Raw genomic sequence first — 12,429 nt, forward strand, 5'->3', positions numbered from 1 at the left:
CAACTGTCCAAGACATTGTTCAAACCACTTCATGCATAAATTGCATAATTACACCAAACCGCATGACATCGCAAAAATTTGAGAGAAAAGTGTCTGATGCCCTTACTCCATCTTCGCATTCAGCTACTATTTTGATAGTGAGCACCAAATTTTTCATCGACCCCACTGCTTTCGGGCGAGCGTGCGACGGGCTGCCGTGGGGTGCAACTGGGTTCGCCGAGCGCTGATTCGGGCCGCCCGCCGGGGACAACCGTCATGGTCCTGTGCTGTAATGAATCCGGCGTCGGTGCGACTCATTTGTGTTGATGTCCTGCTCAGGTTCACTCAGACGGAGCCCTGCAGTCTCTGGAGGTTTTCCGCATGTCCCCATTTCCGTCGGCCGCCGATTCATGCCTTGAGGCCCAGGGCCCGCGTGAAGCCCTGGCGCGGCGGTTTGCCCAGGTACGGGCGCACAGCCTGGCGCTGGCTGAACCCCTGTCGGCCGAAGACCAGTGCATCCAGTCCATGCCCGACGCGAGCCCGACCAAATGGCATCTGGCGCACAGCAGCTGGTTCTTCGAGGCCGTGGTGCTGTGCGCGCATGTGCCCGACTACAGGCCGTTCGACGAGCGTTTTTTCTATCTCTTCAATTCCTACTACGAAGCCCTGGGGCCGCGCCATCCGCGGCCGCTGCGCGGCTTGCTGACCCGCCCGCCCCTGGCGCAGGTGCTGGCCTACCGCGCGCATGTCGACGCCGCCGTGCAAAGCTTCATCACCCGGGGCGGCGAGTCCATGTGGCAGCAGGCGCTGCCCTTGCTCATGCTGGGCCTGCAGCACGAGCAGCAGCACCAGGAGTTGATGCTGACCGACATCCTGCATGCCCTGTCGTGCAATCCGATGCTGCCTGCGTATGCACAACCCGCACAGGCGTCCGCCCTGCGGCTCGCGCCTACCGCCGTCCCACCGCTGCGCTGGCTCGCCGGGCCGGCCGGCACCGTGCAGATCGGGCACGGTGGTGGCGGTTTTGCGTTCGACAACGAAACCCCGCGCCACAGCGTGCTCTTGTCGCCGTACTGCATGGCGGACCGGCTGGTCAGCTGCGGCGAATACCTGCAATTCATCGAGGATGGGGGCTACCGTCGCCCCGAGTTGTGGCTGTCGGACGGCTGGGCGGCAGTGCAGGCGAATGGCTGGAGCCGCCCGCTCTATTGGCTGGCACCCGATGACGTCAGGGCGCCTGCGCGGCACTGGCAGGTGTTCGGCCTGCAGGGCGTGCGTGCGCTCGATGCGTCGGTGCCGGTCAGCCAGGTGAGCTTTTACGAAGCCGCCGCCTACGCCGAATGGGCCGGCGCGCGCTTGCCCACCGAGTTCGAGTGGGAGGCGGCCTGCGCTGTGCCCGGCATCGCGCAAATGACGGGGCATCTCTGGCAATGGACGCGCTCGTCCTACGATCCCTATCCCGGTTTTCGTCCGCTGGCCGGTGCGGTGGGCGAATACAACGGCAAATTCATGGTGGGACAGCTGGTGCTGCGCGGCAGCAGCTGCGCGACTCCAGCGGGGCACGCGCGGCCCAGCTACCGCAACTTTTTTCCGCCCGGGGCGCGCTGGCAGTTTTCGGGCATTCGTCTGGCGAAGGACGCTTGATGCAGACCGGCACATTGAGCAAAATCCAGACGCCATTGGCGGGCGGCGAAGCGGCAGAGGCGTTCGCCCGCGACTTGCTGGCGGGGCTGTCGAGCACGCCGCGCAGCGTTTCCCCCAAGTACTTCTACGATGCGCCGGGCTCTCTCTTGTTCGACCGCATCTGCGAGCTGCCCGAGTATTACCCCACGCGCATCGAACTGGGCCTGCTGTCTGGCCATGCGCGCGAAATTGCATGGCAGGTGGGACCCCGCGCCGAGATCGTCGAGTTCGGGGCCGGGTCCCTGCGCAAGGTCCGCTTGCTGCTCGACGCCATGGACCGCCCCGTGCGCTATCTGCCCATCGACATATCGGGCGAGCATCTGGGGGCTGCCGCTCAAGTGCTGCGGCGCGACTACCCGGGCCTGCACGTGCAGCCGCTGGTGGCGGATTACACGCGCCACATGCTGTTGCCGGCGCCAGGCGAGGACGCCGGGCAGCGCGTGGGATTTTTCCCGGGCTCCACGATCGGCAATTTCACGCCTGCCGAAGCCCTGCATTTTCTGCAGATGGCGGCGCAGGTACTGCGCGGCGGCGCCTTGCTGCTGGGGGCCGACCTGGTGAAGGACCCCGCCGTGCTGCATGCCGCCTACAACGATACACAGGGCGTCACCGCCGCGTTCAACCTGAACCTGCTGGTGCGCGCGAACCGCGAGTTGGGGTGCAACTTCGATCTGGCCCAGTTTGCGCACAGTGCCTTTTACAATGCGCCGCTGCAGCGCATCGAGATGCACCTGGTGAGCCGCCGCCGGCAGCAGGTTCGTGTCTGTGGCCGGTGTTTCGAATTCGCCGAAGGCGAAACACTGCACACCGAAAACTCGTATAAATTTACGCTCGACGGCCTGCAGGCGCTGGCGCGGCAGGCGGGGTTCATACCCGGCCCCGTATGGACCGATCCGCAAAAGCTCTTCAGCCTGCACTGGCTGAACGCTCCCACTTAAAAAAGGAATTCCCATGAAAGCAACCTGGAACGGCGCCGTGATAGCGCAAAGCGACGACACGGTCGTGGTGGAAGGCAATCACTATTTTCCGGCGGACTCGCTGAATCGTGACTATGTGACCTTCAGCAACCACAAGACCACCTGCGCCTGGAAAGGCCAGGCGAGCTACTACTCGCTCATGGTCGATGGCGAATTGAACACCGATGCCGCCTGGTACTACCTTGACCCCAAGCCCGAGGCCGAAATGGTGCGTGGCCGGGTCGCGTTCTGGAAGGGTGTGCAGGTCACCGCCTGAGTGACGCCAGCGCCGAGCTTGCCCCATGTCCATTGCCACACTCTCTCCTTTATTTTCGTCGACCGGCGAACTCGTTGCCGATCTGCGCCGGCAAGGTTATGCCGTGCTCAGCCCCGCGGGCGTGAGTGAGCTCACGCACTGCAGCCCCGCTTCGCTGGCTGCGCTCGGGCCGAGTTGGGACAAGCTGCTGCCAGATACCTACCTCAAGGACGGGGGCCGCTACCGGCGCCGGCGCCACTCGTGCTTTGTCGTCGAGGGCGAGCGGGTCACCCAGGTGCCGCATCGCGCGCACTGGCAGCCGCTCGAGTACAACGCCTTGCACGGCGGCATGCGGCGCTGGTTCGAGCCGATGGAACCACAGGTGGTCGCGCAGGCATCCTGGAGCCGGTTGTTGTGCACGCTGAGCCAGGTGTTCTCCAGCCTGCGCTCCGGGCCGCCTGGCGATGCCCAGGCCGGCGTGCGGCCCTGGTACGTGGAAGCGCACCAGTTCCGCATCGACACCACCGACGGTATCGGTCGCCCGACGCCCGAGGGGGCGCACCGCGACGGGGTGGATTATGTGGCGGTGTTTCTGGTGGACCGCAGCGGCGTCAAGGGCGGTGAGACACGGGTCTTCGAGGCTGCTGGCCCGCACGGCCAGCGCTTCACGCTGACCGTGCCGTGGTCGCTGCTACTGCTCGATGACGCCCGGGTGATCCACGAGTCCACGCCGATCCAGCCTTTGACCAATCAAGGGCACCGGGACACACTGGTCTTGACCTGGCGCTCTGGCGGCTTCCAGGGTGACGGCGTATAACTTGATCGTCATCAACCCATTGACGACGCTCCGGCTCTAAACTGGACACTGTATCGCGACTCAAGGAGTTCATCGCATGTTCAAACACATTCTGGTTCCGGTAGATGGATCGCCGACCGCGGCGCTGGCGATCGACAAGGCGGTCGGGCTGGCCAAGGCGTTCGGCAGCACGGTCACGGCCATTTATGTGATTGACCCCTATCCATTTACAGGTGTGGGGACTGATTACGCGTATGGCCAGGCGCAGTATTTGACGGCGGCCACGGCCGAGGCCAACGAGGCGATCAAGGGGGCCAAGCAGGCTTTTGAAGCCGCGGGTATCGCGGTCAAGACAACGCTGGTCGAGGGACACGCGGTTTACAAGGGCATCCTGCAAACGGCCGAGTCCAGCGGCGCAGACCTCATCGTCATGGGCTCCCATGGCCGGCGCGGCATTGAAAAGCTGATGCTCGGCAGCGTCGCGCAGCGCGTCGTGTCACACGCGCACGTGCCGGTGCTCGTAGTGCGCAGCTGAGCCCGCGCCAGTCAAAAAATCAGTCGCGCACATCGCCCACCGGGTTAGCGCCAAAGTTGGCGCGGGCAAGATAGCCGAGCACGCGCGCCGCGGCCTCGGCCGGTGACGTCAACTGGCCGTTCGCCTTCAGGTTGGCGAAATTGTGTTGATCCGGAAAGTTCGTCGCATCGGCGCCGCGCAACTGCACCTGCATGTCGGTGTCGATCACGCCGGGAGCCAGCGAGCAGACGGCCGCACCATGGGGCTTGAGTGCTTCGTCCAGGGCCACGCAGCGGGTGAAGTGATCCATGCCTGCCTTGGCCGCGCAATAGGCCGCCTGCGAGGCCATGGCCCGGCGCCCCAGGCCCGAAGAAATGTTCAGCACCTTGCGGGCGCCCGCCCAATGCTCCGTGGCATGCAGGAAGGCCGCGGTGAGCTGCATGGGCGCCTCCAGCCCGACGCGCAAGGCATGTGCCAGATCGGCGGCGTCTGCGTCGCTCAGCGGACCGATACGCGGCACCACACCGGCATTGTTGATCAGGGTGGCGCTGGTGAAGGAGGTGCCGTCTTGTTGATCCAGCCACTGCTGGAGCCGTGTGCTGGCCTCGAGGCCGAGGGCCAGATCCTGCGACCACTGCACCAGAGTGGCGCCCGCGGCCCTGGCCTGGACGGCCAGCGCCTCGTTGGTGGCGCGGGCGATGCACAGCAAGGTATGGTCCGGCTGGAGCAGTTGCTCTGCGATGGCCAGGCCCATGCCGCGCGAGGCCCCGGTGATGATGTAAAGATGTTGGTTCATGTTCCGCACTTTAGCGCTAGAAGGGCGCAGGGCTTTCGAATGCCAGGGTTTCCCCGGTGACGGGGTGTGTCAGCGTCAGCGCGCAGGCGTGCAGCAGCAGGCGGCTGGCCCTGGCTTGCACCGGGGCGCTGGCGTAGAGCGTATCGCCGATGATCGGATGTCCCAGCGCCTGCAAATGGACGCGCAACTGGTGCGAGCGCCCCGTGATGGGCGCCAGCTCCAGGCGCGTCGTGTTGGCTGGGGCGTCATGCGCCAGCACACGCCAGCGCGTGATGCTCGGCTTGCCCTGCAGGGCATCGATCATGCGCAATGGGCGCCTCGGCCAGTCCACGATGATCGGCAGGTCGATCACGCCCCAGCCATCGGGCGCATCGGCCGGTGGCGACAGGCGTCCGCCGACCACCGCCTGGTAACGCTTGCAAACCTCGCGATCGGCGAAGGCCTTGCTCAAGCTGCGCTGCGCACGAATCCCCCGCGCCATCAGCATCAGGCCCGACGTTGCCATGTCCAGCCGGTGCACGACGAGTGCATCCGCAAACAGGGCTTGTACCCGGGTGCTCAGCGCGTCCTGTTTGTCGGCACCGCGCCCGCGCCCGGGCACGGCGAGCAGGCCGGCGGGCTTGTCCAGCACCAGCAGGGCATCGTCAAAATACAGGGGCTCCACCAGCGGCGGGGTTGCAGGAGATGGGGCGTTCACGCCTGCTGCCGTTTGCTATCGCGCAGCATGAAAAGGTACAAGCCCTCGACTTTTTCCCGCGCCCAGGGCGTTTTGCGCAGGAACTTCAGACTGGAGGCGATGCTGGGGTCGCTGGTGAAACAGCGGATGTTGATGCGCTCGCCCAAACCGGCCCAGCCGTACTGGGCCACCAGCGCGCCCAGCAGCGTCTCCAGCGTGAGGCCATGCAGCGGATTGCGCGGCTGCGCGGTCATGGCGGGCGACTATTTCTTCAGTTTGCCGCGCACCGGCACCACGGTGGTGATGGTGGGCCGCACGGCATCGGGCGAGACGGGTTTGGGGGGTGACAAGTCCTTCTTGGGCTTCTTCACTTGCTTGTTGCTCTTTTGTTCGCCTTTGGGCATGGTATTTCTCCAGTAGTGATGCGGCTATTGTGCCGCCGATCCAGGCTGTTTTGCGGGCCGTGCCCGATTGCGCTGCGAGGTCGCCCTTCAGTGCAGCTTGATGCGCGGCCGGTAGGTGTGGTCGAGCAATTCCGACAAGGTGATCAGCAAGGTTTTTCGCAGGCCCCCGAGTGCAAACTGATGCTGCTTGTGCAGGCCCCAGTACATCAGTTTGGCCAACTGTCCTTCGATGAAAAAACTGCCCTTGGTCAGGCTCCCCATCAGGCTGCCGACCGACGAATACTCGGCCAGCGACACCAACGAGCCCTGGTCCGTGTACACGAAGGCAGGGACCGCCTTGCCGGCCGTCAACTGGGGCAGCGCGCGCACCAGGTACATGGCCTGCTGGTAGGCCGCCTGTGCGCGTGGCGGCACCCAGGTGCCATCGGGCTGCTGGTACGCCGCGCAATCGCCAAAGGCGTAGATGCTGGCGTCAAAGGTGCTTTGCAGGTTGCCATTGACGAGCAGTTGATTGAGTTTGTTGGTCTGCAGCGGCTGCTCGCCGCCCAGGGTCTTGAGGAAATCCGCCGCCTTGACGCCGGCGGCCCAGACCGTGATGGTCGATGGAATCATCTTGCCGCTGGCCATCTTCAGGCCGTCAGCCGTCACCTCGACGACTTTTTCGTTCGTATGCACCTCCACCGACAGCTTGCGCAACTCGCGCAGCGCGGCCTCGCCCAGCCGCTGCGGCAGTTGTGACAACAGGCGCGGCGCAGCCTCCACCAGCACCAGTTGCAGGTCCTTTTCGGGGTGGATGTAGTCAAACCCGAAGTTGGCCAGCAGGCGCGCCGAGGCATGCAGTTCGGCCGCCAGCTCGACGCCGGTCGCACCCCCGCCGACGATGGTCACCGTCAGGCGCCCGCTGCCTGCGGTGCGCGGAACGGCCTGGGCGCGGATGCAGGCATTGATCAGCCGGTCGTTGAAGCGCTTGGCGGCCTGCGGCGTGTCGAGTTTGATCGTGTGCCGGGCGGCCCCCGGCGTGCCGAAGTCGTTGGTCTGACTGCCGATGGCAATCACCAGGGTGTCATAAGCCACCTGCTGCGCGGGCGTGATCTCGGCGCCGGCTTCGTCATGGCTGGCCGCGAGCTGCACCGTCTTGCCGGCACGGTCGATTCCAACCAGGGTGCCGAGCCGGAACTTGAAGTGGTTCCAGCGTGCCTGCGCCAGGTATTCGATTTCTTCCGCGTGGGTGTCGTAGCTGCCGGCCGCCAGTTGATGCAGCAGCGGCTTCCAGACGTGGGTGCGGGCCGAATCGACCAGGGTGATTTCGGCCAGCCCCTTGCGGCCCAGACGTTTGCCCAGTTGCGTCGCGAGGGCCAGTCCTCCGGCGCCCCCGCCCACGATGACGATGCGTTGCATATGCGGCTCTTTTTGTAGTGGCCCGTCAGCTTGAGGTCATTTTGACGGCTGGCTTTGCATCACCGCGATCGCCGCGCCGAGCGGATCGACCAGCACGCTGAAGCGGCCGATGCCCGCAATGTCGCGCGGCGGCATCGCGATCCGTGCACCCAGCGACTGTGCTTTTGCGGCCGAGGCGTCGCAGTCGGCCACGCGCACATAAGGCAGCCAGTTCGAACCGTCATTGGGCTGCGGGGCCTTCATCAGGCCGGCCCGTGGTATGCCATCCTTTTTGAGCAGGTAGTAGGTCCCCATCGGCCCCATGTCCATGCCTTCGCTGGTGAAGCCGAAGGCACTCTCGTAGTAGGTCAGGGCCTTCTTTTCATCGGTCGTCACCAGCTCGCTCCAGTACCAGTCGCCCACGGCGATTTCGGCGGCATCGGGCGGGTCGCCTCGCGTGCTTTTCCAGATGACGAATTCGGCTCCGGTCGGGTCGGCCAGCAAGGCGCCACAGCCGACGGCACCGTACTCGATGGGCGGCATGAGGGGTTTGCCGCCAGCGGCAATTGCGTCCCTGAACGAGGCATCGATGTCCGGTACGGACAGGTAGGGCATCCACCGCACGGGGGTGCCCACCGGCGCTTCCCGAAAGCCGCCGATGCCGTGTCCGCCGTGATGAATCATCGGATAGGGAACGCTGTCCGGTATCTCGACCGTATTGGTGCGCCAGCCGAACAGCGCGTCGTAGAAGGCGCGGGCCCTGGGAATGTCGCGCGACAGGTGCTCAAACCAGACGAATTTGCCGTGATGGTAGTCCATGGGGTGCTCCTCGATTCAAGGCGTTGCGTTGCTGCGCAAGCGGTTGACTTCCACTTCGGTGACCTGCTCGGCCTGGTTGCCCCAGGACGTGCGGATGTGGGTCAGCACGGCGGCGATATCGGCGTCGCTCAAGACCAGCACGTAGGGCGGCATGCCGAACGGGCGTGGGTTGCCTCTCGTGGCCGGCGGGAAGCCACCATACAAAACCATTTGCACCAGGTTGGCAGGGGAGTCCATCGTGACAAAGCGGTTGCCGGCCAGCGTCGGGTACGCATGGGGCACCCCCTGGCCGGTGTCGCCGTGGCACTGGGCGCAGTTGTCCTTGTACAGCCTGGCGCCCAGCAGGGCCACGGCGGGATTGACCGGGGTGTGCGCGCGTGCTGCAGGCAATACGTCCGCATGCCTGGCGGGCAAGGCCTTCAGATACTGGGCCATGGCGACCAGATCTTCCTGCGACAAATACTGGGTGCCACGCAGCACCGCCTCGGCCATCGGACCGGTGACCCAGCCGTGGCGGGTCGCACCGGTTTTGAACAGCTCGACGATGTGCGGTATGTCCCAGTCGGCCACGCCCGCCTCGAGCGGCGATTCCAGCGACGGCGCGTACCAGTTTTGCAGTGGAATCAGGCCGCCGGCCAGGTCCAGCGAACTGGACGTGGCCCCCAGCGCGTTGCGCGCGCCGTGGCAGGCACTGCAATGGCCCAGGCCCTGCACCAGGTAGGCGCCGCGGTTCCATTCGGCCGTACGGGTGGGGTTGGACACATAGGCACCGGGCTTGAAAAACAGGGCGCGCCATACCGCCAGTGCCGCCTGCGTGCTGTAGGGCCAGCGCAGCGCATGCGGGCGGTTGGCCTGATGCACCGGCGCCAGCGTGCGCAGCCAGGCATAGATCGCATCGGAGTCTTCGCGCGTGACCTGCGTGTAATTGGTGTACGGGAACGCCGGATAGAGCAGGCGGCCGTCCTTGGCGCGGCCATTGTGCAGGGCGCGCCAGAAATACGCGGACGACCAGCTGCCAATGCCGGTCTCGTTATCGGGTGTGAGGTTGGAGGTGTACACGGTGCCGAAGGGCGTGGGCAAACCCAGCCCCCCCGCGAAAGCCGCGCCGCCGCGTGCGGTGTGGCAGGCCATGCAGTCGCCGGCCCGCGCCAGGTATTCGCCGCGCGTCACGGTGGCGGGCGCCGGCGCACCGGCCGATGCCGCTGCCATCGGGGCCGACACATCGGGCTCGTCCCGCACATTCAGGTGCCACACCAGGGCCGCCAGGCCGGCCAGCACGACCACGCCACCGAGCAGTGTGATGCCGAGCTTCTTCATGGTTTGGCCCCTTCAGGCGGAGGCGCGCTGCCGCATGGCAACGGCAAGGGGCTTGGCAGCGACGTTGCCGGGTGCGTGTCGGCCGGCAGCGCCTGCGTCGCCAGCCAGCTGGACGCGGCATTCACTTCGGCCAGGCTGAGCCGCTGCGCCACCTTGGCCATGCAGTCGGGCGCGTGGGCGCGGCGCTGCCCGGTCCGAAACGAGCCCATCTGGCCGTTGATGTAGTCGCGCGGCAACCCGAGCAGACCCGGAATGTTGGGCGCCACGCCCGTGAGCGCCTGTCCATGGCACTGCACGCAGGCCGGAATCTGGCGCGCCGGGTCGCCCTGGGTGACCAGCAGCTGCCCCTGACGCAGCACCTCGGGCGTGGCGGCCAGCTGCGCCGCGGAGGACGGCGGCGGGTAGGGCACGTCGATTGAGGAAAAGTACTGCGCGATCTCCATCAGGTAAGCGTCCGACAGCAGGTCCACCATGCCGGTCATCAAGCCGTAGTGGCGGCGCCCCTCGCGAAAGTTGATCAACTGGTTGTACAGGTAGCCCGCCGGTTTGCCCGCGATGCGCGGGTAGTAGCCGTCCGGCCCGGCCCGGCCCTGCTGGCCGTGGCAGGCCGTGCACGCCTGTGTGCGCTGGGCAATGGTGTCCTCAAAAGGCGCGGCCGCCAGAGCGATGCGGGTGCAACCGAGCGCGAGCAAGGCCAGCGTGGCGAACAAGAGGTTCGAAAAAAGAGGGCGTTGGAGTTTCACGATGGACGAAATCATGCCTCATCAAAGGCGGGTTTGAAAGTTCTGTGCCGTGTGGCCCCGGTTGGGCTGGCGTGCGCGACCGACCTATTTCAACAAAAAAGGCCTGAAGCCAAGCAATGGCGTTGGTAGTTAGCTATGCTAAATGTAGCGACCTATCGACTGGACAACTCGATAACGACACTCGATGTTGGGTAGGCCACGCACGGCAAGATCCAGCCTTCCTGCTTTTCCTCAAGGCTCAGCCCCGGCCATTCGATCCGGTAAACCACACGCCCCTGGCGCAGGCGGCAGATACAGGTGCGGCAGGTGCCGTTGCGGCAGGAACTGGGCAGCACGATGCCGGCGCGCAACGCGGCTTGCAGCAGCGGCAGATCGGCCGGCGCATCGAAGCGCAAGCCCGCGGGCTCCAGGCGCGCGTCGAAAATTTCGACCGGCTGCCCCTCGCCCAGGCTCATCAGGCAGCCTCCGCACTACGGGGATCGGCCCTGCGGCTCATGCCGGCCCGCCGTGCGTTGACGAATGGCCCTGCTCTGCCCTCCCGAACACCAGCAGCAGATTGTTGGCCGGCATCGCGATCTGCTCGCGCAGCCGCAGGCCGGCCTGGGCCGCCTCGTGTGCCACGTCGGCCAGATGCCGGATGCCCCAGGCCGGGTTGCGCGCGCGCAGGCTCTGGTCAAAGGCCAGGTTGCCGGGCGCGGTGGCGACGCCGTCCACCAGATACGGGCCGTAGGTCAGCAGCACGCCATGCGGTGCCAGGTGCCGCGCGGCGCCACGCATCAGCGCCGCGCAGGTCGGCCACGGCGCAATGTGCAGCATGTTGGCGCAGAAGATGGCGTCCACCACACCGACACCGGGCCAGTCCCCGTCCATCACATCCAGACGAACCGGCGGGCGCACGTTGGCCGGCAGACCACCGGAGTCACCCTGCGCACACCAGGCGGTGATCGACGCCAGCGCATCCGCCTGCGGGTCGCTCGGCTGCCAGGTCCAGCCCGGCAGGCCAGAGGCGAAGTGGGCCACATGCTGCCCCGTGCCGCTGGCAATCTCCAGCGCCGTGCCGTGCCTGGGCAGCAGACGCTGCAAGACTTCCAGAATGGGTTGCCGATTGCGTTCGGCGGCGGGGCTGTGCTGGCGCAAATCGCTCATGTGAGCCCCCGCGCTTGCCACTGCGTGTGCTGCGCTGCCCCCCGGGGGGACGCAACTTGCTCGGGGCGGCCCGTCGCTGCGTTCATGAGCGTGGCGCGCTGGAGCCCAGCAGTTTCCCGAACTCGGTGCCAAACCGGTGCGCATCGCCGGGCCAGCGCGCCGACAGGTAGCGTCCGTCGAGTACCGTAAAGCCGGGCTGCAGGTTGCCGGGGCTGTCGCGCCTGAGCGCCGGCGGGCCCTTGATGAAGTCGGACGGGCGCGCCAGCGCGCGCTTGACCTCGCCTTCGACGCACTCGGCGTAGGTGCGGTAGTAGCGTCCGAGCCAGGTGCAGGTGGCCGCCCAGGCGCTCATCTCCAGCAGCCTGGTCAGTGCGGTCGTCGTCTTGCCCGACAGCACCGACTGGCCGGCCTTGTCGCGCGAGCGCGCGGCCAGCAGCACGCCGTGGCAAATGGCGCCCACGGGCTTGTCCTGCGCAAAGAACTCCGCCACGTGCGTCTGCAGCAAGGTTGACTCCAGATAGGGCCGCATGCCGGGCGCATGGCCGCCCGCCAGCAGCAGGGCATCGAAGTTGCGGGTCTTGATGTCCGCATAGCGCAGTGGCTGGCGGAAGGCCTCGCTGCGCGCCATCGCCTCGTAGGCGCGCCGGCCGTTGGCATCGGCCATCAGGATCGGCGCCAGCAGGCCCAGTCCCTGGCCCGTGAGCATGCGCGGATCGGCCTGGCCGGGCGTGCCGTCCGGCGTGGCAAACACCAGGCGATGGCCGAGCGAGGCGAGGATTTGCCACGGCACGGCGGCCTCGGTCGGGTCGAAGTCGGTGGCCGGGATCGGGACAAGAAGGGTCGCCATAAAGCCTTTGCGTTGCGACACCGATTATCCCTTTCGCGCAGCGGCGCGCCAGGCAGCAAAAGACAATGCCTGGCCTGGCACCGCCATCGTGTGATCAGAATGACGAGGGCGGCTTTTGCG

General features: G+C 66.2%; 16 protein-coding genes. 5 read left to right on the forward strand and 11 right to left on the reverse strand.

What is annotated here, in order from left to right:
- Positions 1 to 360 precede the first annotated feature (360 nt).
- From egtB to B0E49_RS06590, 5 genes are all read left to right on the forward strand, one after another.
- Positions 361 to 1,623 (forward strand): ergothioneine biosynthesis protein EgtB, encoded by a 1,263-nt coding sequence (egtB, locus tag B0E49_RS06570; protein WP_077561389.1) that lies wholly within the window; start codon positions 361 to 363, stop codon positions 1,621 to 1,623.
- The gene (gene egtD / locus B0E49_RS06575; protein WP_077561390.1) at positions 1,623 to 2,600 is read left to right on the forward strand and encodes an L-histidine N(alpha)-methyltransferase; all 978 of its coding nucleotides are present in this window, start codon (positions 1,623 to 1,625) and stop codon (positions 2,598 to 2,600) included. Before egtB ends, egtD begins: the two co-directional genes overlap by 1 nt.
- Before the next feature lie 13 nt (positions 2,601 to 2,613).
- Positions 2,614 to 2,895: a DUF427 domain-containing protein gene (locus B0E49_RS06580; RefSeq protein ID WP_077561391.1), complete on the forward strand. Its 282-nt coding sequence runs from the start codon at positions 2,614 to 2,616 to the stop codon at positions 2,893 to 2,895.
- Positions 2,896 to 2,920: 25 nt separating this feature from the next.
- Complete coding sequence (locus B0E49_RS06585) at positions 2,921 to 3,691, forward strand: 2OG-Fe dioxygenase family protein (RefSeq protein WP_077561392.1); 771 nt, start codon at positions 2,921 to 2,923, stop codon at positions 3,689 to 3,691.
- 76 nt (positions 3,692 to 3,767) lie between these two features.
- Complete coding sequence (locus tag B0E49_RS06590; RefSeq protein WP_077561393.1) at positions 3,768 to 4,205, forward strand: universal stress protein; 438 nt, start codon at positions 3,768 to 3,770, stop codon at positions 4,203 to 4,205.
- A 19-nt stretch (positions 4,206 to 4,224) separates the two neighbouring features.
- Here the strand turns inward: B0E49_RS06590 and B0E49_RS06595 are convergent, their stop codons facing one another.
- From B0E49_RS06595 to B0E49_RS06640, 11 genes are all read right to left on the reverse strand, one after another.
- The gene (locus B0E49_RS06595; protein WP_077561394.1) at positions 4,225 to 4,980 is read right to left on the reverse strand and encodes an SDR family NAD(P)-dependent oxidoreductase; all 756 of its coding nucleotides are present in this window, start codon (positions 4,978 to 4,980) and stop codon (positions 4,225 to 4,227) included.
- A 16-nt stretch (positions 4,981 to 4,996) separates the two neighbouring features.
- Positions 4,997 to 5,677, reverse strand: a complete 681-nt coding sequence (locus tag B0E49_RS06600) for an RluA family pseudouridine synthase (RefSeq protein WP_286137848.1) — start codon at positions 5,675 to 5,677, stop codon at positions 4,997 to 4,999.
- Positions 5,674 to 5,910 carry a VF530 family protein gene (locus B0E49_RS20075; protein WP_142819697.1) on the reverse strand — a complete coding sequence of 79 codons (237 nt, stop codon included), beginning with the start codon at positions 5,908 to 5,910 and terminating at the stop codon, positions 5,674 to 5,676. The genes B0E49_RS06600 and B0E49_RS20075 overlap by 4 nt, the downstream gene beginning before the upstream one ends.
- Before the next feature lie 9 nt (positions 5,911 to 5,919).
- A complete protein-coding gene (locus tag B0E49_RS20475) occupies positions 5,920 to 6,060 on the reverse strand; it encodes a hypothetical protein (protein WP_168175012.1) in 141 nt (46 codons plus the stop codon).
- A gap of 87 nt (positions 6,061 to 6,147) precedes the next feature.
- A complete protein-coding gene (locus tag B0E49_RS06610; RefSeq protein ID WP_077561395.1) occupies positions 6,148 to 7,458 on the reverse strand; it encodes an NAD(P)/FAD-dependent oxidoreductase in 1,311 nt (436 codons plus the stop codon).
- Between the two features lie 36 nt (positions 7,459 to 7,494).
- Positions 7,495 to 8,256, reverse strand: coding sequence for a VOC family protein (locus B0E49_RS06615; RefSeq protein WP_077561396.1), 762 nt, complete (start codon positions 8,254 to 8,256; stop codon positions 7,495 to 7,497).
- 15 nt (positions 8,257 to 8,271) lie between these two features.
- Entirely contained in the window at positions 8,272 to 9,573 is a 1,302-nt protein-coding gene (locus B0E49_RS06620; RefSeq protein ID WP_077561397.1) for a c-type cytochrome, read from the reverse strand.
- A complete protein-coding gene (locus B0E49_RS06625) occupies positions 9,570 to 10,331 on the reverse strand; it encodes a cytochrome C (protein WP_168175013.1) in 762 nt (253 codons plus the stop codon). The genes B0E49_RS06620 and B0E49_RS06625 overlap by 4 nt, the downstream gene beginning before the upstream one ends.
- A gap of 137 nt (positions 10,332 to 10,468) precedes the next feature.
- Positions 10,469 to 10,771 (reverse strand): 2Fe-2S iron-sulfur cluster-binding protein, encoded by a 303-nt coding sequence (locus B0E49_RS06630; protein WP_077561398.1) that lies wholly within the window; start codon positions 10,769 to 10,771, stop codon positions 10,469 to 10,471.
- 37 nt (positions 10,772 to 10,808) lie between these two features.
- Positions 10,809 to 11,462 (reverse strand): DUF938 domain-containing protein, encoded by a 654-nt coding sequence (locus B0E49_RS06635; protein WP_077561399.1) that lies wholly within the window; start codon positions 11,460 to 11,462, stop codon positions 10,809 to 10,811.
- Between the two features lie 82 nt (positions 11,463 to 11,544).
- Positions 11,545 to 12,309: a type 1 glutamine amidotransferase domain-containing protein gene (locus tag B0E49_RS06640; protein ID WP_077561400.1), complete on the reverse strand. Its 765-nt coding sequence runs from the start codon at positions 12,307 to 12,309 to the stop codon at positions 11,545 to 11,547.
- Between the last annotated feature and the right edge of the window lie 120 nt (positions 12,310 to 12,429).

Source organism: Polaromonas sp. C04 (assembly GCF_002002705.1).
Lineage (GTDB): Bacteria > Pseudomonadota > Gammaproteobacteria > Burkholderiales > Burkholderiaceae_C > Rhodoferax_A.

Coding starts and splice junctions, on each gene's coding strand:
- B0E49_RS06640 (WP_077561400.1), bottom strand. CDS start 12,309: ATGGCGACCCTTCTTGTCCCGATCCCGGCCACCGACTTCGACCCGACC.
- B0E49_RS06590 (WP_077561393.1), top strand. CDS start 3,768: ATGTTCAAACACATTCTGGTTCCGGTAGATGGATCGCCGACCGCGGCG.
- B0E49_RS06580 (WP_077561391.1), top strand. CDS start 2,614: ATGAAAGCAACCTGGAACGGCGCCGTGATAGCGCAAAGCGACGACACG.
- B0E49_RS06635 (WP_077561399.1), bottom strand. CDS start 11,462: ATGAGCGATTTGCGCCAGCACAGCCCCGCCGCCGAACGCAATCGGCAA.
- B0E49_RS06585 (WP_077561392.1), top strand. CDS start 2,921: ATGTCCATTGCCACACTCTCTCCTTTATTTTCGTCGACCGGCGAACTC.
- B0E49_RS06620 (WP_077561397.1), bottom strand. CDS start 9,573: ATGAAGAAGCTCGGCATCACACTGCTCGGTGGCGTGGTCGTGCTGGCC.
- B0E49_RS06625 (WP_168175013.1), bottom strand. CDS start 10,331: ATGATTTCGTCCATCGTGAAACTCCAACGCCCTCTTTTTTCGAACCTC.
- B0E49_RS20075 (WP_142819697.1), bottom strand. CDS start 5,910: ATGACCGCGCAGCCGCGCAATCCGCTGCATGGCCTCACGCTGGAGACG.
- egtB (WP_077561389.1), top strand. CDS start 361: ATGTCCCCATTTCCGTCGGCCGCCGATTCATGCCTTGAGGCCCAGGGC.
- B0E49_RS20475 (WP_168175012.1), bottom strand. CDS start 6,060: ATGCCCAAAGGCGAACAAAAGAGCAACAAGCAAGTGAAGAAGCCCAAG.
- B0E49_RS06610 (WP_077561395.1), bottom strand. CDS start 7,458: ATGCAACGCATCGTCATCGTGGGCGGGGGCGCCGGAGGACTGGCCCTC.
- B0E49_RS06615 (WP_077561396.1), bottom strand. CDS start 8,256: ATGGACTACCATCACGGCAAATTCGTCTGGTTTGAGCACCTGTCGCGC.
- B0E49_RS06595 (WP_077561394.1), bottom strand. CDS start 4,980: ATGAACCAACATCTTTACATCATCACCGGGGCCTCGCGCGGCATGGGC.
- egtD (WP_077561390.1), top strand. CDS start 1,623: ATGCAGACCGGCACATTGAGCAAAATCCAGACGCCATTGGCGGGCGGC.
- B0E49_RS06630 (WP_077561398.1), bottom strand. CDS start 10,771: ATGAGCCTGGGCGAGGGGCAGCCGGTCGAAATTTTCGACGCGCGCCTG.